An 18,655-nucleotide genomic window follows, 5' to 3' on the forward strand; every position below is an offset into this window, starting at 1 on the left:
AAGAGCCGCTTTTCATGTAGCTAATAACTTATTGAATAACTTCAAAAACAGAAACCGTCAGATTTTCAACATAGAAAGGCTTCTTATGACGGCTATTGCCCACTATGAGACGCAGCTTATCTGCATTAGGCAGATAGTAAGGCAGGCCGCTGGCATTAAAAATGACTTGATAGTGCTTGTCATCCTTGATTTCAAAGATAATCAAGCCACTGCCCTGCTCTGCTGATTGGACAAAGACATGCTTGTAAATATCTTCATAGGTCTGATAAGAAAAGGCTTTGCAGCTTGTCTTGAGACAAATGATGTCCTTGATAAAATCAATACTCTCTTGATGGTCCTGCAAAATATCCCAATTCACTTGATTGACTGCATCTGGTGCATTGTAGCTGTTCATAGCCCTTTCGCGATCGCTGTGAAGGACTTGGCCGTCTTCCCCCGTAGCTACAAGCTTAGTGCGGGAAAATTCCTGTCCTAACTCCATGAAAGCCATACCTTGCATGAGCAGGTTCATAGCAGTTGCCAACTCAATACGCTTGGTGCGAGTCAGAACATCATCATCGGGATGCAGCTCCGCCAGCAAGTCATGCAGGTTGAAATTATCGTGTGCCTCCACGTAGTTAAGAACTTGATCAGGACTGAGATAGCTGCCTAGCTCACTGCTGCCAAGGATAGACTTAGCGACGATATCCTCCGTCGCCTGACCACTGACAAAACCAGCCTTGATGCCGCCGTAAACCTCGGCTCCCTTGACCGCATCTCGCTCTGTATCATTGAAAAATCCAATCCGTGGTAACTGATAAGCATTGTCTTTCTTGGCCTTGTCTTCTGGCATCAGACCCGTTCCCATATCCCAGCCTTCTCCATAGAGCAGGATTCGTGGATCCACCTCATCCATAGCTTGACGAATGGCATTCATCGTTTTTACATCATGAATTCCCATTAGGTCGAAGCGGAAGCCATCTACATTGAACTCCTCTACCCAGTACAGCAGAGAGTCAATCATAAACTTGCGGAACATCTCGTGCTCGCTGGCTGTCTCACTCCCCACTCCAGTTCCATTTTGGAAAGAGCCGTTAGGATTCATCCGATAGTAATAATCCGGTACCGTAGCCTGAAAAGCAGAATCATAGGTCGAGTAGATGTGATTGTAAACAACATCCAGTGTCACAGAAATCCCCGCATCATGGTAGGCCTGAATCATCGTTTTCAAATCACGGATGGCCTGCGCTGGGTCTGCTGGATTGCTGGAAAAGCTCGTCTCCGGAGCATGATAGTTCTGTGGGTCATAGCCCCAGTTGTAGATTAGCTCTCCATTTTCATCATAGTCCTTGTGACGGTCAGAGACAGGCTGAAGTTGGACAACATTAACACCTAGATCACTGATATAGTCAAAACCAGTCTTTTGCCCTAGATGATTGGTAGTTCCTTTTTGACAGGCTCCCAAGAAGGTCCCGCGCAGCTGACTATCCACGCCTGAAGTCTCCGACTTGGTCAAATCCCGAATATGCATCTCATAAATCACTGCCTGATTTGGATTGTCCAAACGCCAGAGAGCTTCTTTGCCCTGCCGAGCCTGAAAACCAGCTACTTCTGTCTCATCCGCTCCTAGAATCGCTGAGCGCTTGCCATCTGGACTGGTCGCAATAGTATAGGGATCTCGAGTATAAAAATTACGGTATTCAAAGCTAACATGATAGTGATAGGTTTTGCCGATCAAGTCTTCTGCTATTTCAGTTGACCAGACACCGATGGTATTTTCCTTATGGTCGTGAGAATATCGGTCTCCTTTTTGCATTGGGAAGATTTTATAAACAGGAGCTTGATTGTCAGCCGATTCATACACTACCAGCTCTACCTTCCTAGCTGTCGGTGCCCAAACTTTAAAAGTATGTGCACCGTCCGTCTGACGGTGTCCCAACCAGCCTTGATAGCCCCAGCATTCATCAAAGTAGTCTGTTCTCAGGGCCATATCAAAGTTATGCGGCCGCCGGCGTGAATACTGGTGACTGGTCGTTGCAGCCTGCAGGGAATAATAAACCTGAGCATCTCCCTCAATCAGCCAAATTTCCGTCACCAGATGAGGAGGCAACAAATCAATATGATAGTCACAGGACTGGCTAGACCAGTCTGAACGTTTGATAATCACATGAGCGTGATTCAAATGCTCCCAGGTCTCAAATGATAATTCTCCCTGAATACCAAAATAATCAAGTTTGGAAAAGGCTGCTTCCTTCCCCCATTGGTTTATTTGCCACTGCCACATATCATAGGAGAAATAATCTCCAGTAGGATTATGGTAATGGACTAAGACTTTATAGTCTAGCATATTCTTTCATCTCTTATCTAAAATTATTCTATTGAAAGGGCTGTCTGACTGATTTCATCAATATTGGCAAAAAATTCCAAATGTCCGTGCAGCACTTCCAGTTCAACAGGCGTATCGCCGCCGTATTCCCCATCCAAATTCAGCATAAATGGACCTTTTTTGTCTAAAATTTCCAGCTGCAGCTTGCTTGTTTTGAGGTATTCTACATTGACATCTCCAACGTGCTGACCGCCATTGATAGCCTGCATCATCAGGCTCAGCATATCAAAGAGATTGGCTGTCTTGACTAAAATCAAGGTAAAATTCCCGTCATCTAATTTTGTGTCCGGTGCTAGCTTTTCAAAACCACCGATAGAGTTGGTCAGAGCTGCAAACATCAGCGAAATCTTCCCTTCAAAAACACCGTGATCGTGCTTGATACGAACCTTGCGGAACTTAGAGCGAGGGAGTTTTTTTGCTCCTTCTGCAACATAAGCAAAGTAGCCTAGGCGGGATTTGACCTCGCTAGGTACGCTATAAGTCAGCTCTGTTAGGGTTCCAGCTGCCGCAATATTGATAAAATACTTGTTGCCATAGGCCCGGCCAATATCCATCTTTATGGTCTGGTTCTTTTCGATAATTCGGGCTGCCGCTACTGGATCTCCCATGGGAATCTTCAAAGCACGCGCATAATCGTTGGTTGTGCCAGTTGGGATAAAGGCCAATTTAGGCCGTTCATCCAGATTCGCCACGCCATTAACTACCTCATTGATGGTACCGTCGCCGCCTGCCGCAATAATCAAATCAAATCCTGCTTTTGCTGCCCTTTCAGCTTCTTTTTGAGCAGAAAGAGGCGCTGGAGTGGTTTGGTAGGCGCTGGTTTCATAACCCACATCCTCCAAAACATCCAGAACTTCCGCAATATTTTTCTTAATAATTTCCTGTCCCGAAGTCGGGTTATAAATCAATCGTGCTCGTTTAATCTTATCCTTCATACTTCAGCCTCATAAGCTATCAAGCCAATCTTCATCCCGAATTTCAATTCCCAACTCCTGAGCCTTGGCCAGCTTGCTGCCGGCATCTTGGCCAGCCACTACCAAATCCGTTTTTTTAGAAACAGATCCAGAAACATTAGCACCTAAACTCTGCAATTTTTCTTTAGCTTGATTGCGTGTCAATTTTTGTAATTTACCAGTCAAAACAACCGTCATACCTGATAGGGCTGCATCAGCCGCTGCCTTTTGCCCCAGATAGTCTAGATTCACACCTGCTTCTTGAAGCTCCGCCAAAAGAATCTGAGAGCCTTCCTGCTCAAAATAGGTATGCAGGCTTTGGGCAATCACATTTCCAAGACTGTCAATAGCCGCAATCTCTTCTTGGCTGGCCTGAGACAGCTTAGGAATATCATGGAATTTCTCCAGCAAAATCCGACTGGCCTTGCTTCCAACATGGCGAATCCCCAATCCGAACAAGAGACGTTCAGCCGAGTTCTCCTTGGAAGCTTGAATAGCAGTATATAATTTATTTGCTGATTTTTCCTTAAAGTTCTCTAGTTCTAGTAAATTTTCTACCGTCAGCCGATAGATTCCAGCCACATCCTTGACTAGATTTTGAGCAAAGAGCTTCTCTACCACTGCTGGACCCAGGCCAGTAATATTCATGGCATCCCGGCTGGCAAAGTGAATCAAGCCCTCCTTGATCTGGGCTGGACAAAGAGGATTGATGCAGCGCAGAGCGACTTCATCTTCAAAGTGCACTAGCTCACTCTCACAGCTCGGACAGTGACTTGGTATTTCTAAAGGTTCCTCTGAGACACGCTTGGACTCAACCACTCGCAAGACAGCAGGAATAATATCTCCCGCTTTATATACGATAACCGTGTCTTTCTGACGAATATCCTTCTCCGCGATATAGTCCACATTGTGCAAAGTTGCTCGGCTGACAGTCGTTCCCGCTAGCTGCACCGGCGTCAGATTAGCTGTCGGAGTCACAACTCCCGTCCGGCCGACTGTCCAGTCAACAGACAGAAGCTGGGCTTCCTTTTCCTCAGCTGGAAACTTATAGGCGATGGCCCACTTAGGTGCCTTGACAGTAAAGCCAAGCTCCTCTTGCACCGCTAAGTCATTAACCTTGATGACAATACCGTCAATCTCATAAGGCAGACTGTCCCGCTCCTGAGCAATCTTTTCGATAAACTCCCAAACTTCTTCGATAGAATCCGCCAGAATATGAGTAGGATTGACTGAGAAGTCCAAATCTGCCAGCTTGTTTAAGACTTCTTCTTGGCTGTCGACCTGAGTCGGACTGGCTTCTTGGTAGAGGAAGGTTGCTAGATTGCGCTTGGCCACAACTGCTGTGTCCAGCTGACGCAAGGTTCCTGCTGCCGCATTGCGGGGATTGGCAAACTCAGGCTCACCGTTCTCCTGCCGTAGTTGATTGACCGCATCAAAGGAAGTCTTGGGCATGTAGCATTCTCCACGAACTGTAATGTCCAGCGGTTCTTTCAAGGTCAGGGGAATATCCTTGACCCGCTTGAGATTTTCAGTGATATTTTCACCAACTGAGCCATCCCCCCGAGTCGCTCCTGCTACCAAGATTCCCTTTTCATAGTTCAGAGAAATAGAGAGCCCATCAATCTTGAGCTCACAGAGATAAGAGACTTGTGGAAATTCCTTGCGAATCCTCTGGTCAAAGGCTATTAATTCTTCACGTGAAAAAGCATCCTGCAAACTAAAGAGAGGATACTGGTGTGGATATTTTTCAAATCCTTCTAAAATCTTCCCTCCCACCCGATGTGTCGGACTGTCAGGCAGGATATCGGTTGGGTACTTTTCTTCTAACTCCGCTAACTCACGATAGAGTCTGTCATACTCGCTGTCCGATACACTTGGCCTGTCTGCCGTATAATACTCATGGGCATATCGGTTGAGCAATTCTACTAATTCTGACATTCTTTCTTTCATACTTCTATTATAACACACCTCACCCAGCAGTCCAATACTAAGACCACTCTAACCCTTCAACCCCAGTGATTTCAAGTCACTGGGGTTTATCCACTGATTTTTATAAACTACATAGAAATTTTTTTCATCTCATTAAAGTGAACTTTGTCCATGCCCTCTATGATTTTCATTAAGGTTTTACTATTTTGCACTATTTCATCCGCTCTAATTGGTCGGTGCGACAAGACGTTTATGAAAGTAAGCAACCCTCCCAGCTCACGCTTCTTGTTGTTCCCTAATGTTTCTCCTGTAGCTTCATAGTATAGAGATTCTATTTCTGCTTGATTAGACTTTTGTGGAAGAAGATTCGGTTTTTTAAAGTTTAAAAATTCTTCAAAAATACGCCTCATACTATTAGCCGCATGATAAATCTCGCACTGCTCTAACTCATCTGTATTTTTATCTTTCAATATATAGATTTCTTGAAATAATTTCTTATACGGAGCAATATTCCCTTGACAAGTTCGTATTTCGCTATAAAAATTGTTACTTGAGTTTTTATATATTTCAAAAATTCCGTAATTAGTGCCCGCAGTTTTTATTCCATATGTAATTTGACAAAAATCATTCCAAGAATGAGTAAGTAAAAATATTTGAGGGAATTTTTCGGACAGTATCTTTTTAACTATCTCTAAAACATAGAACTTATTAGAATCATCAAGACTTGATATCGGGTCATCGATTACTACAAGTTTAATTTCAGGCTTAAATTTTTTCTGCTCTTTATCACTATATAATTCAAAATAAAAATACAGCAATGCTAGAAGGTTTTTCTCTCCCTCACTTATATTCTCAATTGTTAGGTCGCAATCTTCAAGGGTATGTCTCAAGTAATAATTATTGTCCTTTAAACTCAATGTAATCTGAATTCCTAAACTACTTAACACTTCGTTTAAGAAATCCATAAAATCAATATAATCAGATTTACTTTCTTCTAAAGTTCGTATTTCCCCTAAAAGTTCATTATTTTTATTTTCAATTTTCTCAATTTCTGCTTCATTTTCTTGAACATTTTTAATTTCTTCTGAAATATTTGCTTCTTCGATAGCAATTGCAATTGTTCCCTTCGTAATCCTTTCAATATTGCTAATTGAAATATTTATTTCGTCTAACTTTTTTTTATGTATATCTTGAATTTCTTTAGATTTTTTACAGACTTCTTTTTCGAATTCTAAAATATAATCTTCTATTTCTATTGATTTATCCATATTTAGAATCTTTCTTTCAATTTCCTCTATAAGATGAGTGGTATATTCTAAATAATCAAAATTAAATATTTTATCTATCTCTTCTTCAGAACATCCAAGAACAAATAAATTCCCCTTAACTCTTTCAGCATTATCAATGTTCTTTGTATTTCTATCTAAACACTCCTTGATTGCTTCTAATCTAAAGATATCTTTCTGCTTAGAATCCTCTTTATATCTTCTAATAGAATTTTTAACATCTTCAAGATTTAAATTATTATGACAGAACTTACATATAGTATCTGATTCATCATGTAACGAGACACCTTTCTCCAGCCATCTAATTACCTCTGAAGTCGGTATGTCATCAATCAGTATATATTTTTTTTGCAAAGCATCAAATAAAAATTCTTTATCATCAGTAGGAATCTCTTGTATTTTCAGATCGGGAAGTTGAGTCCTTGTTATTCTATCTTTTTCCTTTTCCAACTCATCACTGTCAGCAGTAAACTTTTTAATATACTCTCGATTGTTCACTTTTAGTGCATTTTCTAAATCTGCCGAGTATTGTTCTATAACTTCTTCAACTTTAAGTTTAGATTGCTTTTTATTGATATTTGCAGTTCCTTTTTTATTATCGTGAATATTATCAATCTTTTTTCGAATAGTCTGTCGGTTTTGATTATTATTCTTTTTTCGTTCCGTAACGTCTTCTATTTGTTTTTGCAATTCTGCAATCTCTTTTGTAATATCTGCATCTTTTTTGCTAAAAGAAACTTTAATTCCCTTAATAGTAGAGTCACTATTATCTAATAACAATCGATTTTTTATATAGTCTCTATTAAAAAATCGAATTGACTCTTCTGTGGTATCTTTTTTAGAGTATTCCTCAACGATCCCTTTAGACAGTGAACTCTTTCCCCTACCATTATAGCCAAACAATATATTTTTCTGTTTGAAGAACTTCTCTGGAGTAGAATAATTTTTAAACGACTTATAGGTATAGTTTTTAATAGCTTCAATCATAATACAAACCTCCTTATAGCTATATTATATCACGGTTTTAAAAATTTTTGGGATACCTATTCGACCCTAACATTTTTAAAAACAGTTCTTTCATATTGTTAAGCTCCTGATTAAGGTTAACGCATTCTAAATCTTCCCTTCTACGGTTGACTTGTAGTGATTTTATATTACCCAAGTTGAAGAATTAACGCCGAAAGTTATCAACGAATTGATTGATAAAATTATTATCCACCAACCAATTGGTAGAGGTAAAAATAGGCAGATTAAACTGGAAATACACTACCGATTTATTTGTGATATTTAAAAGAGCGAGCCAAGACTCGCTCTGTATACAAAATTAAGACTGCTAAGTAAGGTGTGGACATTTTATCACAAATACACAAAATCTTCCTCTATTTGTTCTCAATTCTTCCTAAAAAAAAGGACACAAAAAGAGCGGAAATTCCGCTCTCTGCTGTCTTATTTTGTCAAATCAATTCGTCGGGCAATCAGGTTAATAAGGATAGCTCCAACAATCAAGGAAGCAAATTCTCCAATGGCTGTTGTAAACCAAGTCAGGAAGAATGGCAGACCTTGTAAGAAATGTAATTCTGCAGCAATGGTCACCATCGAAATAGAAAAGAATACTGCAAAATAGAAATGATCCAAACGAATCAATCCTTTAATCAGATATTGATTCTTATAGCGACTGAAAAGGTAGACACCCAGTGACAGGAAGACTAAAGTGGACCCGCCACCGACAAAGACATCAACAATTCCAAAACTATAGAGATTGGCAATCATACAGCCAATGGTCACTCCTATGATATATTTCCTATTATAAAAGGCCATAAAGTTCATCATTTCAGAAATTCTGAACTGGTAAGCACCATAGCTAATAGCATTTAAAGGGGGCGTAATCGTTAGAGCTACGTAAATGGCAGCAACAATGGCAATCTGAGCCAAATCACGAACTGTCAGTTTTTCTTGTTTCATGTTTTCTCCTTTAGCGGCTTTACCGCGTGTAATATGCTTGGCGAAAGAAGTTAAGCGCCAAGGGTTGCGTCACATGAGAGGAGCATCATTCGTTGATTCCCCCACAGATTTGGCAACCCAACTAGTATAGCATAAATCCTAGAAATATGATAGACTATCTTTATGAAAACTTTAATCAAAAAATTCTTTGACAATGAGGTCCTGTCTTATCTTTTCTTTGGTGTGGCAACAACTGTCGTATCCGTTGTCAGTCGGATGCTCTGCTATGAATTGACGGGAAACGAACTACTGGCTACGATAATAGGTGATATTCTTGGCATTCTCTTTGCCTTTGTAACCAACGATACCATCGTTTTCAAGCAAGCAAGGAGTGGCTGGCCTTCTAGACTTATCAAATTTTTCACTGCACGTTTGGCTACTATGGGCTTAAATTTACTATTGACTTTTATCTTTGTCACTAGCTTCCCACAAATTATAGGCCAGTTTGTCAATAACAATATCAAAATGGTCAATACTATCGAAACTTTCATTGCTCAAGTGCTTATTATTGTCCTCAACTATGTTTTTAGTAAGATTTTTGTCTTTAAAAACAAGGAAAAATAACAACGAATTAGTCTATTTCACCCTATAAAAGCAAATCTGGACCAGATAATTCTGATCCAGATTTTTATAGTCTTAAATTTCCAAGCTTGGTTTTTCAATAGTCAGATGAGTAATCTCACCCTTAACACCAAAATACTCCTCAATCAGAGTCTGGAGTTCTGTCATAGCTGCTTGGGCGCGTGCTGCTTGCTTTTCATTAATGGCCTCAATGACCAAGATGGCGTCCTTGGTCTCCTCTGTCAGCATGGTCCTCTGGGCTTCTCGCCAGTTAAGACAACGGCAGACAGCCCCCTCTTCATCATAATAGATGATTTCTTCTGGCAGAGCCGGCGCGTCACTCTCAGCTCCCAGCGGGAAAAAGGCTTCGCCACCCTTGGCTTTTCCTAGATGAAGACCTCCGACAATCTTATCCAAATCCTCACCTCCACATGGAACCGCATAAGACAGCGAGACACTGTTGTAGATATCGACCAAAGGATTGATTGGATGAAGTTCCCGCCCCTGACTAACCCGCTTGAGCAGGGCTTCGATAGAGGAGCGCGCTCCTTTTTTGGTCTTGAATTTGCTGAAAGCCTGCCGCCACTCCTGAATGACTTCATTTTGAGTGAAGTTCTCGTCTGGGATAAAGTCCTCAGCTCGCTTTGCTCCCTTATCCAGCAGGGATTTGAAATATGGATCCTTACTTTCATCCACACTATTATCAAGCCCTTTGACCACTAAAATACTAATCTGAGCTTCCGGAAATACTTGCCAAAATTCATTTTCAACTGTAACTTTCATGCTCTACCTCTTCAATCTTAATAGTTTCTTTTTTGTCCTTTTTTGACGGCTTCCCAGTCACCTGTGATGTTTTCACGCACTCGGATCAGCATTTTCTCCAAATCTTGAACTTCCGCCTGAGAAAAGCCCTGCAGAGAGGTCTCCTCAGAATAATCATTTTCAGCTAGGATAAAAGGATAAAGTTTTTCCCCTTTTTCCGTCACAAACCACTCCTTGTTCTTCTTGTTGTCCTTGGCTGCCTTCTGCTGAACCAAGCCCTTGGCCTCTAGCTTCTTGACAGAACGGGCAACCGTTGAGCGATCTACCTTGAGCAGCTCCGACAGCTCCTCTTGAATGATCCCTGGATTCTCCGAGATTCGCACCAAATAAAGGTATTGACCTCTTGCTAGCTCTATGTCACGGAACTCAATATTAGCAATGGAATCCAAAGCCCGGGCGATAATCCCAATTTCTCGCAATACTGACATATCCCCTCCTTTAAAATTTTATTTAAACATATTATATCACATTTATTGCAAATGCAATGAAATTATTAAAAAATAAAAAGAGGAAAATCCTCTTTAAATTGAAAAATGCAAGAATTTAACAAAGGTTTTATCTTCTAGTATTTTTCTACTGTTCCTCTGTTTTTTTCAACACAATATGATTTAAAACACTAATATATTGCCCATTCTCAGCTTCAATGCTAATATCCAAATAAAATTCTCCATATCCTCTATTAGCTATAGTAATACTCACATAACTCTTACTCTTAATATTATAATTCTTTTTTATCTCTTTTACAAAATCAAGGTCGTCATTAGCTTTATAAGTAATGGTTTGTAAAGTTGTCTCTGGATGATCTTTTTGAATTGAAATAATCGGTAATTTTCGAAAGACTCCCTCATGAATCTGAAGATTAAAAAGCCGCATATCATACTCTTGTGGGACTTCTTCTAAATAGTTTAAGTGCTCATTCTCATAAATCACCTTGTAAAGAGTTGAATTTGGCTCCCCATTATTATAGCCAATATTATAATTTCCCTCTAATATATTGCCTTTTCTTTCTAAATCTATTTTATGGTGTTGTAAAGTACTTGAGGGATTCTCCTGTTCCAATAAATAAGAGCTATATTCTTGAACAGTTGATAAATCTTTCTTTTCCGCTGCTAAAAAGTCAAAGAAAGGCTTGAAGCTATTTTCCAGAACATATTCTTCCTCTGTTCGATTTTCAGGAACCGAGGATTTTAGTGTCCTACATCCAGTTAGTGCAATAATGGAAAATAATCCACCTAACAGTAGCAATAAAACAATTCTACTTTTTCTTCTCACCTTATCATCCTCTTCTACCATTCTTACACAATGTTATATTAGAATTCATCTTCCCCATCCTGCTCTTTCTTCTTGAAAGTAAAGCGTCCAGTGCTTTCAACTTGAAACCCTGACTCACAGCAGCTCTGGATACTGGCATTAAGCACTGCGCCAACAATCAAAATTTTAGCAATCATTATAAACCAAAACATCATCACAACCATAATGATGGAGCTAAAAAAGCGAACATCAACCAGGTGATTTAAATAATTATCCATGTAAACTGAAAAGATATTCAGCAAGGCCAGAATGGTCAGAAGCACAAAGGCGCTTCCCGGAAGAACATAGCGTTTTTTGTTGATTTTCACGTTAGGCAGGAAAAAATAGAACATGACCAAAACCGCAAAGAGTAAGGCGTAAATCAATGGCTCCGTAAAATGCTGCAAGTGTTGATAAAGCTGGTTATCTAGCTTCCAATAAGTACGGAGGAAATCCAGCGACATATGGCCAAACATGGTCAGAAAGAGGGCCAAGGCAAAGAGAATCTGCAGACCTAAACTCACAAAGAGACTCATGACGCGATGAGAAATCAGCCCCCGACTCTTAGCCACCCCATAGGCTTTGTTGAAGGCAATCTGTAGGAAATTCATGGACTTGGAAAAAGTCCAAAGAGCCGACAAGACTGAGAAGCTCAGCAGGCCAGTCGAAGGCTGGGTCAGTACTTCACGCATGACTTTTGCTACAACATCATATAAAGTCTCTGGCAGCATGTCCTTGATGGCTGTAAGAAAATCCGCAATTGGAATATGGAAATAAGGCAGAATATTGACGACAATCAAGAGCAAAGGAAAAACGGAAATCAACCAATAATAAGCAACTGCAACGCTGCTCAGCTCACTGTCTGCCTCTTTATAAAAACGGAAAAATTCTCTTAAAAACTGATTGTTGCGAACCTTACCAAATAATTTCTTCACTCTCTTCTCCTTCAAAAAAAGCTGAGACAACTGCCCAGCCTTTGATTACTAATAAGTCCCTTCTTCTCCCTGGCTGGTCAGAATGACAGGACCATCTTTTGTAATGACAAACTGATGCTCATACTGGCAAGACAAGCCGCCATCCAGCGTTTTATGTGCCCAGCCGGTCTCAAAGTCCGTATCAATTTCCCAGGTACCTGTATTGATCATGGGCTCGATAGTCAGAACCATTCCCTCACGCAAACGCAAGCCACGCCCTGCTCGACCGTAATGTGGCACCATAGGCTCCTCATGCATGGTTGGGCCAACACCGTGACCGACCAGATCCCGCACAACGCCATAGCCATGACTTTCAGCATATTCCTGAATAGCTGCGCCAATGTCGCCGATACGATTGCCGACCTTAGCAGCCGCAATTCCACGGTAGAGACATTCCTTGGTCACATCCATCAACTGCTGAGCCTCTGGGCTAATCTTCCCTACTGCATAAGTCCAGCAAGAATCTGCCACACCGCCCCGGAAACTCTCTGTGTATTGCTTCATCTGTTCCACATTGTCAAAATCTAGCTTGGACACATCCAGCTCTGCCTTATCGATCAAGCCAACCACCATATCAACGCTGATGACATCACCTTCTACCAGCTTCTGATGACGGGGAAAGGCATGGGCTACCTCGTCATTAAGAGAGCAGCAAGTCGCATAAGGATAGTCCATAACAGAGCCTTCAACACCAATTTGCAGAGGCAGCGCATTGTCTTCTTTACAACGCTTGCGAACATACTCTTCAATGTCCCACATGTCAATGCCTGGCTTAATCAAATCTCTCAAACCAATGTGGACCGAAGCCAGAAAATCTCCACTCTTGTCCATCAAGTCAATTTCACGCTGTGATTTTAAAGTAATCATTCTTTCTCTAATTTCCTCTTCTTAATTAATTTTCACTGTAATCGTCGCTTTGGCAACCAGCATCGCTTCCAGATACATCTCAAAGTCAATAATAGCTGTCCGCCTAGTCTGACGAATAATACGTGGCTGGATATGCAGCAGGTCATCAATCTGGACCGCTTGAAAGAAATAAATCATCAGTTGATCGATAATGAGACTGCGGCCGCTGTTGACCATGAGCTGCTGGGTAATCCGAGTCAGAATCTCTGTCAGTACACCGTTAGCCAACACACCATTTTGCTCCAGCATAAAAGGCTCAACGGTAAAGGAGAACAAATCATCCTGGCGGCTAATCTTCTGTCCTACTTGCTCACTGAAAGTCGGCAAGCTGGAAATCTGAGAACGACTCATTTTTTCCATAATGTCCCGCCGCGTAATCACACCCAGCAAGGTCTGATTGCTGCGCACTACTGGTATCATTTCAAAATCTTCTGCAATCATGCGCTGGCTGATATTGGCAATATTGGCAGATAAGCCTGTCATAAAGACATTTTTCGTCATGACCTTGTCCAAGGTTGTCAGAGGGGACTTATCCCCCGCGTCCCGCATAGTTACTACTCCCACCAGCATCTGCTGTTGGTTGATAACCGGAAACCGGCTGGCGCGATTGCGACGGACCAAGTCCAGATAGTCACGAACAGTATCAGTATCATGCAAGAAGCCGTACTCGTGGCTAGAGCGATAGACCTGCTCCACTGTTAAAATATCGGTCTTGATCTGCATATTGGACAGGGCCCGATTAATCATGGTTGCAACGGTGTAGGTATCGTGCTTGGTCCTGAGAACCGGTATATTAAGCAGATTAGCCATCTTTAGAACTTCCGAGCTGACTTCAAAGCCTCCGGTTACCAGCACCGCATTCTCATTTTCCAGAGCCAAGAGCTGAATTTTCGTCCGGTCTCCGACAATCAGGAGACCGCCCTCTGTCAGATAGCGCAGGATATTCTGCTCCGTCATGGCTCCGATGGAAAATTTATTAAATTCTTTTTCTAGACCATCTTCTCCAGCCAATACTTCTGAGCCAGTAATATCAACAATTTCCTTGTAGGTCAGATGCTCCAAGACCACTTTCTTGGACTTAACCCGAACCGTACCACTCCGAGGTCTGGTCTCAACAATACCGCGGTTCTCCGCTTCCTTGATAGCTCGATAGGCCGTACCATCACTAACTCCCAGATAGTTTGAAATACTGCGGACACTGACCCTCTTGCCGATTGGAAGATTTTCAAGATAGGTTAAAATTTCCTGATGCTTACTCATTAAAATATCCTCTCTCATAACGATACTCCAGATAATCTCTCATCTTCCTCGTGTACCGGTCACTTCCTTTAAACTGCCGGTAGAGGCTGAAGCCAGATTTTTGAGCTACCTTTTGACTAGCTAGGTTCTCTGCATGAGTGATAATACTAAGGCGCTTGAAGTCAAAGCGGGTAAAAGACAAAAAAACAATCTCTCGGACAACTTCTGTCATCAGCCCTTGTCCCCAGTAGTCTTGCCGCAGAAAATAGCCTAACTCAGCTTCTTTCTTAATCTCGTCCATCTTTTCAAACTTGACAGAGCCAATCATTTCCTGCGTTTCCTTGTGACAAATAGCCCAAATCCCCAGAGGATTTTTCATAAAGAAATTGGCAATGACGTATTCACTTTCCTCTAGGCTTGCTTCTGTCGGAAAAATGAACTGAGTATTTTCCGGATTGGACGCAATCTTATATAGGGCTCCTGCATCTTCAAATACAATAGGCCGCAAAAAAGCATGCTCTGTCTCAATAAATGAGCAGGCTGCCAAATGTGTCCACAAATTCATCTGCTACCTCTACAAAAAATAAGCGAAAAACGCTTATTCTTCTATCAACTGGATATCTGCACCCAGACTTGTTAATTTTTCAATAATATTAGAATAGCCGCGCAAGATAAACTCGATATTCGTAATTTCTGTCTTTCCTTGAGCCATCAAACCTGCAATAACCAAAGCAGCTCCTGCTCGTAAATCGGTCGCCTTGACCTGAGCTCCCTGCAGTTGATTTGGTCCTTCATAGACAATCTGGTCACTGCTGGTCGAAATCTTACCTGCCATCTTAGCCAGCTCCGCCACATGGTTAACTCGCTTCTCATAAATCGTGTCCGTGATTTTACCGTGGCCAGTAGCCGTCAGCAAGAGCGGGGTAATAGGCTGTTGTAGGTCAGTTGCAAAGCCTGGATAAGGAGAAGTCTTAATGTTTATAGCTCTCAGAGTTTGCTGCTCTTCGACAAAAATGCTGTCTTCAGAAACCGTCATCCGAACACCCATTTCCTCAAGCTTGGCAATAAAACTCTCCAAATGCTCATAGAGGACATTATTAATCTGAATTCCTTGACCAATAGCTGCAGCAAGGGCGATATAAGTTCCTGCCTCGATACGGTCAGGAATTACTTGATGACGAGTTCCATGAAGGTGTGGAACCCCCTCAATGGTAATAATATCAGTTCCTGCTCCACGGATATGTGCTCCCATATTGTTCAAGAGAGTTGCCACATCAATGATTTCTGGCTCCCGCGCTGCATTTTCAATAATAGTCCGACCTTTGGCCTTGACAGCAGCTAACATAGTATTGATGGTAGCACCCACGCTGACCGTATCCATATAAATGCTAGCGCCTTTCAGCTGCTGACCTCCTGTGGATAGGTTCATGTAGTTGCCATCCATGGTCATCTTAGCCCCCATTGCTTCAAAAGCCTTGAGATGCAAGTCAATAGGACGCGGACCCAAGTCACAGCCACCAGGCAGACCTACCGTCGCTTCACCATAGCGGCCAAGCAAGCTGCCATAGAAATAATAAGAAGCCCTCAGACTGTTGATCTTTCCATAAGGCATAGGGACATTTTGGATACCACGCGGATCAATTCTCAGACTGTCCTCAGAGCGAGTAACACTAGCCCCCATGGCAATCATGATATCAATCAGACTATCCACATCCGAAATATCCGGAACGCCATCCAACGTTACAATATCATCCGCCAGAATCACAGCCGGAATCAAGGCAACGACACTGTTTTTAGCACCATTAATAGTCACCTCTCCTTTTAAGGGGCGACCACCATGTATTACAATTTTTTTCATGTTTAAAATAAAGCTCTTTCAAGGTATTGCCATTTATTATACCACAGATTCGGGAAATTTCCTATACTTTTAGATAAATAAGACAATTGAAATTAAAATGAAACTGAAAAATTACTTTTTTAATAGTATTTTCAGAAAAATCCAGTATTACCAATAATAAGAGAAACATCATAGCTAGACTGCTTGCCTTGTAAAAGCCACCTATATGAAAAAGCTCTCAACCATTACGATTGAGAACTGTCATCTTACTGCACTGCTGCTTTCAAAGCCTCTAACTTATCCAACTTTTCCCAAGGCAGGTCAACGTCTGTCCTACCCATGTGGCCATAAGCTGCCGTCTGACGATAGATCGGACGTTTCAGATCCAGCATTTGAATGATACCGGCTGGACGCAGATCAAAAATCTGACGTACTGCTTCCTGCAGCTTGCTTTCTGCAACAATACCAGTTCCAAAAGTATCGATGCGTACAGAAACCGGCTGAGCCACACCAATAGCATAGGCTAACTGCACTTCTGCTTTCTTGGCCAGTCCAGCAGCCACGATGTTTTTAGCAATGTAACGAGCTGCGTATGAAGCTGAGCGGTCGACCTTTGTTGCATCCTTACCAGAGAAGGCACCGCCACCATGACGAGCATAACCGCCGTAAGTATCCACAATAATCTTACGTCCAGTCAAGCCAGAGTCACCTTGCGGGCCGCCAATTACAAAGCGACCGGTTGGATTGATGAAGAATTTCGTCTTATCATCCAAATACTGGGCTGGAATAACTGCTTTAATTACCTTTTCAATCACATCACGATGAATCTCTTCATTAGTCACTTCTGGGTCATGCTGGGTCGAAATAACTACCGTATCCACGCGCACAGGCTGGTCATTTTCATCATACTCAACGGTCACCTGTGACTTAGCATCTGGACGCAGATAGGCAATCTCTCCTGCTTTTCGCAATTCCGCCAATCGACGGACTAGCTTGTGACTGAGCGAGATAGGCAGCGGCATGAGCTCTGGCGTTTCATCCACCGCAAATCCAAACATAAGCCCTTGGTCGCCAGCACCAATCAAGTCCAATGGATCTTGATCTGCATTCCCACGAACCTCCAGAGCTTCATTGACACCCTGAGCAATATCTGGCGACTGCTCTACCAAAGACGGATGCACACCGACTGTCTCGGCTGAAAATCCATACTCTGTATTGGTGTAGCCAATTTCTGCAATGGTATCACGAACCACACGGTTAATATCTACATAAGCTGTGGTCGAAATCTCACCAAAAACATGAACCGAGCCCGTATAAACGGCTGTTTCGGCAGCCACATGGGCATCTGGATCCTGACTCAAGACAGCATCCAAAATAGCATCGGAAATTTGGTCTGCAATCTTATCGGGATGTCCCTCCGATACAGACTCAGACGTGAAAAGTTTACGTTCTGACATATAAATGTCCCCCCTTAAATAAATTGTTATAGAGTTACAAAGTACTGATAGAAATAACTACCACCTTATCGGGACTATATAACTTCTTCATTATACCACTTTTCGCTAAAAAGTTCAGAATTTTTTAAATAGAAAAAGCTATAATCAGAAACTATAGCTTTATTATGTAGATTTACTTGGAATAATTAGACTACTAATCTTAAAAATTTAAAGTACACTAAACCAAATCCGTTTGAGCGATAGCCTTCTTGACATCATCCAGCGGCAGATAAACCAATTCCACCTCTTTCTCCTTGTAGAGATATTGAGCATAGTCATCTATGCGATATTGGTTGATGTAGACCACCCGTTTGCAGCCGACCTGAAGCAGTTGCTTGGTACAGGTGAGACAAGGAAAATGAGTCACATAAGCCGTAAAGCCCTTGGGAACTCCCCGCTCGGCTCCTTGCAAGATGGCATTGACCTCAGCATGCAAGGTCCGTACGCAGTGACCATCAATGACCAAGCATTCATGGTCAATACAGTGCTCAGTCCCTGAAACTGAGCCATTGTAACCAGTTGAAATAACCTTATTGTCCTTGACCAATACAGCGCCAACCTTGGCTCGCTTGCAGGTTGAGCGATTAGCGATTAAGAGAGCCTGAGCTGCAAAATATTGATCCCAAGCTAAGCGATTCTCTGACATAATTTCTCCATTCTACTGATTTTTTATTTACATAAATGTCTGTTTTTTCTATTATATCGCAAATCCCTATTTTTAACTAGCTTTATCATGAAAGCTATCTTATCAGCAACATGCCTTTATCTATACTATAAGTGGCATGGCAGGCTATTTCTCTCTTCAAACTTTTCATTAAGAGTTATCGAAAAAGAACCAAGGAAATCCTCAGTTCTTATTTTAATTATTTACCAAGCTTAGCTTTAGCTGCGTCTGCAAGAGCTGTGAAAGCTGCTGCATCGTTAACAGCCAAGTCAGCCAACATTTTACGGTTAACTTCAATCTCAGCCAATTTCAAACCATGCATCAATTGTGAG

The 18,655-nt window shown here is 41.8% G+C and carries 18 protein-coding genes and 1 riboswitch; of the genes, 2 read left to right on the plus strand and 16 right to left on the minus strand.

Annotated elements, in window-relative coordinates; all coding sequences use genetic code 11:
• Positions 1-28: 28 nt before the first annotated feature.
• From pulA to RWS24_RS07870, 4 genes are all read right to left on the minus strand, one after another.
• Positions 29-2,326: a type I pullulanase gene (gene pulA, locus RWS24_RS07855; RefSeq protein WP_314366558.1), complete on the minus strand. Its 2,298-nt coding sequence runs from the start codon at positions 2,324-2,326 to the stop codon at positions 29-31.
• A 23-nt stretch (positions 2,327-2,349) separates the two neighbouring features.
• Entirely contained in the window at positions 2,350-3,300 is a 951-nt protein-coding gene (locus tag RWS24_RS07860; protein ID WP_314366560.1) for a diacylglycerol kinase family lipid kinase, read from the minus strand.
• A gap of 9 nt (positions 3,301-3,309) precedes the next feature.
• Positions 3,310-5,268, minus strand: a complete 1,959-nt coding sequence (gene ligA / locus RWS24_RS07865; RefSeq protein ID WP_314366562.1) for an NAD-dependent DNA ligase LigA — start codon at positions 5,266-5,268, stop codon at positions 3,310-3,312.
• 107 nt (positions 5,269-5,375) lie between these two features.
• Complete coding sequence (locus tag RWS24_RS07870; protein ID WP_314366564.1) at positions 5,376-7,520, minus strand: AAA family ATPase; 2,145 nt, start codon at positions 7,518-7,520, stop codon at positions 5,376-5,378.
• A gap of 166 nt (positions 7,521-7,686) precedes the next feature.
• Between RWS24_RS07870 and RWS24_RS07875 the strand changes: the two genes are divergently transcribed.
• Positions 7,687-7,824 carry a DUF4368 domain-containing protein gene (locus RWS24_RS07875; protein ID WP_314366582.1) on the plus strand — a complete coding sequence of 46 codons (138 nt, stop codon included), beginning with the start codon at positions 7,687-7,689 and terminating at the stop codon, positions 7,822-7,824.
• A 155-nt stretch (positions 7,825-7,979) separates the two neighbouring features.
• On the opposite strand, the gene RWS24_RS07880 is transcribed toward RWS24_RS07875, so the two are convergent.
• A complete protein-coding gene (locus RWS24_RS07880; protein WP_314366565.1) occupies positions 7,980-8,495 on the minus strand; it encodes a QueT transporter family protein in 516 nt (171 codons plus the stop codon).
• Positions 8,493-8,629, minus strand: a riboswitch (PreQ1 riboswitch). Its footprint overlaps the gene before it by 3 nt.
• A gap of 28 nt (positions 8,630-8,657) precedes the next feature.
• Between RWS24_RS07880 and RWS24_RS07885 the strand changes: the two genes are divergently transcribed.
• Entirely contained in the window at positions 8,658-9,098 is a 441-nt protein-coding gene (locus RWS24_RS07885) for a GtrA family protein (protein WP_101771540.1), read from the plus strand.
• Positions 9,099-9,170: 72 nt separating this feature from the next.
• Here RWS24_RS07885 and RWS24_RS07890 read toward each other — a convergent pair whose 3' ends face one another.
• From RWS24_RS07890 to RWS24_RS07940, 11 genes are all read right to left on the minus strand, one after another.
• On the minus strand, positions 9,171-9,878 hold the full coding sequence (locus RWS24_RS07890; RefSeq protein WP_314366568.1) for a B3/4 domain-containing protein: 708 nt from the start codon (positions 9,876-9,878) through the stop codon (positions 9,171-9,173).
• Positions 9,879-9,895: 17 nt separating this feature from the next.
• On the minus strand, positions 9,896-10,345 hold the full coding sequence (locus RWS24_RS07895; protein WP_314366569.1) for a MarR family transcriptional regulator: 450 nt from the start codon (positions 10,343-10,345) through the stop codon (positions 9,896-9,898).
• A 145-nt stretch (positions 10,346-10,490) separates the two neighbouring features.
• Positions 10,491-11,210: a hypothetical protein gene (locus RWS24_RS07900; protein WP_314366570.1), complete on the minus strand. Its 720-nt coding sequence runs from the start codon at positions 11,208-11,210 to the stop codon at positions 10,491-10,493.
• A 17-nt stretch (positions 11,211-11,227) separates the two neighbouring features.
• The gene (locus RWS24_RS07905; RefSeq protein ID WP_314366584.1) at positions 11,228-12,157 is read right to left on the minus strand and encodes a YihY/virulence factor BrkB family protein; all 930 of its coding nucleotides are present in this window, start codon (positions 12,155-12,157) and stop codon (positions 11,228-11,230) included.
• Positions 12,158-12,190: 33 nt separating this feature from the next.
• A complete protein-coding gene (locus RWS24_RS07910; protein WP_314366572.1) occupies positions 12,191-13,048 on the minus strand; it encodes a methionyl aminopeptidase in 858 nt (285 codons plus the stop codon).
• A 21-nt stretch (positions 13,049-13,069) separates the two neighbouring features.
• Positions 13,070-14,347, minus strand: a complete 1,278-nt coding sequence (gene spxR, locus RWS24_RS07915) for a CBS-HotDog domain-containing transcription factor SpxR (protein WP_009659239.1) — start codon at positions 14,345-14,347, stop codon at positions 13,070-13,072.
• Positions 14,340-14,891 (minus strand): GNAT family N-acetyltransferase, encoded by a 552-nt coding sequence (locus RWS24_RS07920; RefSeq protein WP_314366575.1) that lies wholly within the window; start codon positions 14,889-14,891, stop codon positions 14,340-14,342. Before RWS24_RS07920 ends, spxR begins: the two co-directional genes overlap by 8 nt.
• 33 nt (positions 14,892-14,924) lie before the next feature.
• Entirely contained in the window at positions 14,925-16,184 is a 1,260-nt protein-coding gene (locus RWS24_RS07925; protein ID WP_314366577.1) for a UDP-N-acetylglucosamine 1-carboxyvinyltransferase, read from the minus strand.
• Positions 16,185-16,429: 245 nt separating this feature from the next.
• Positions 16,430-17,620: a methionine adenosyltransferase gene (gene metK / locus RWS24_RS07930; protein WP_314366578.1), complete on the minus strand. Its 1,191-nt coding sequence runs from the start codon at positions 17,618-17,620 to the stop codon at positions 16,430-16,432.
• A 217-nt stretch (positions 17,621-17,837) separates the two neighbouring features.
• Positions 17,838-18,305, minus strand: a complete 468-nt coding sequence (locus RWS24_RS07935; RefSeq protein WP_314366580.1) for a cytidine/deoxycytidylate deaminase family protein — start codon at positions 18,303-18,305, stop codon at positions 17,838-17,840.
• A gap of 217 nt (positions 18,306-18,522) precedes the next feature.
• A partial coding sequence (locus tag RWS24_RS07940; protein WP_314366585.1) for a 50S ribosomal protein L20 occupies positions 18,523-18,655 on the minus strand: 133 nt, incomplete at its 5' end.

Origin of the sequence: uncultured Streptococcus sp., assembly GCF_963528215.1 — a bacterium.
Taxonomy (GTDB): domain Bacteria; phylum Bacillota; class Bacilli; order Lactobacillales; family Streptococcaceae; genus Streptococcus.

Bases quoted from the DNA above. Each gene is read 5' to 3' on its own strand.
- RWS24_RS07900 (WP_314366570.1), bottom strand. From the start codon at position 11,210: ATGGTAGAAGAGGATGATAAGGTGAGAAGAAAAAGTAGAATTGTTTTA.
- RWS24_RS07935 (WP_314366580.1), bottom strand. From the start codon at position 18,305: ATGTCAGAGAATCGCTTAGCTTGGGATCAATATTTTGCAGCTCAGGCT.
- spxR (WP_009659239.1), bottom strand. From the start codon at position 14,347: ATGAGTAAGCATCAGGAAATTTTAACCTATCTTGAAAATCTTCCAATC.
- metK (WP_314366578.1), bottom strand. From the start codon at position 17,620: ATGTCAGAACGTAAACTTTTCACGTCTGAGTCTGTATCGGAGGGACAT.
- RWS24_RS07885 (WP_101771540.1), top strand. From the start codon at position 8,658: ATGAAAACTTTAATCAAAAAATTCTTTGACAATGAGGTCCTGTCTTAT.
- pulA (WP_314366558.1), bottom strand. From the start codon at position 2,326: ATGCTAGACTATAAAGTCTTAGTCCATTACCATAATCCTACTGGAGAT.
- RWS24_RS07890 (WP_314366568.1), bottom strand. From the start codon at position 9,878: ATGAAAGTTACAGTTGAAAATGAATTTTGGCAAGTATTTCCGGAAGCT.
- RWS24_RS07925 (WP_314366577.1), bottom strand. From the start codon at position 16,184: ATGAAAAAAATTGTAATACATGGTGGTCGCCCCTTAAAAGGAGAGGTG.
- RWS24_RS07910 (WP_314366572.1), bottom strand. From the start codon at position 13,048: ATGATTACTTTAAAATCACAGCGTGAAATTGACTTGATGGACAAGAGT.
- RWS24_RS07895 (WP_314366569.1), bottom strand. From the start codon at position 10,345: ATGTCAGTATTGCGAGAAATTGGGATTATCGCCCGGGCTTTGGATTCC.
- RWS24_RS07920 (WP_314366575.1), bottom strand. From the start codon at position 14,891: ATGAATTTGTGGACACATTTGGCAGCCTGCTCATTTATTGAGACAGAG.
- RWS24_RS07870 (WP_314366564.1), bottom strand. From the start codon at position 7,520: ATGATTGAAGCTATTAAAAACTATACCTATAAGTCGTTTAAAAATTAT.
- ligA (WP_314366562.1), bottom strand. From the start codon at position 5,268: ATGAAAGAAAGAATGTCAGAATTAGTAGAATTGCTCAACCGATATGCC.
- RWS24_RS07880 (WP_314366565.1), bottom strand. From the start codon at position 8,495: ATGAAACAAGAAAAACTGACAGTTCGTGATTTGGCTCAGATTGCCATT.
- RWS24_RS07860 (WP_314366560.1), bottom strand. From the start codon at position 3,300: ATGAAGGATAAGATTAAACGAGCACGATTGATTTATAACCCGACTTCG.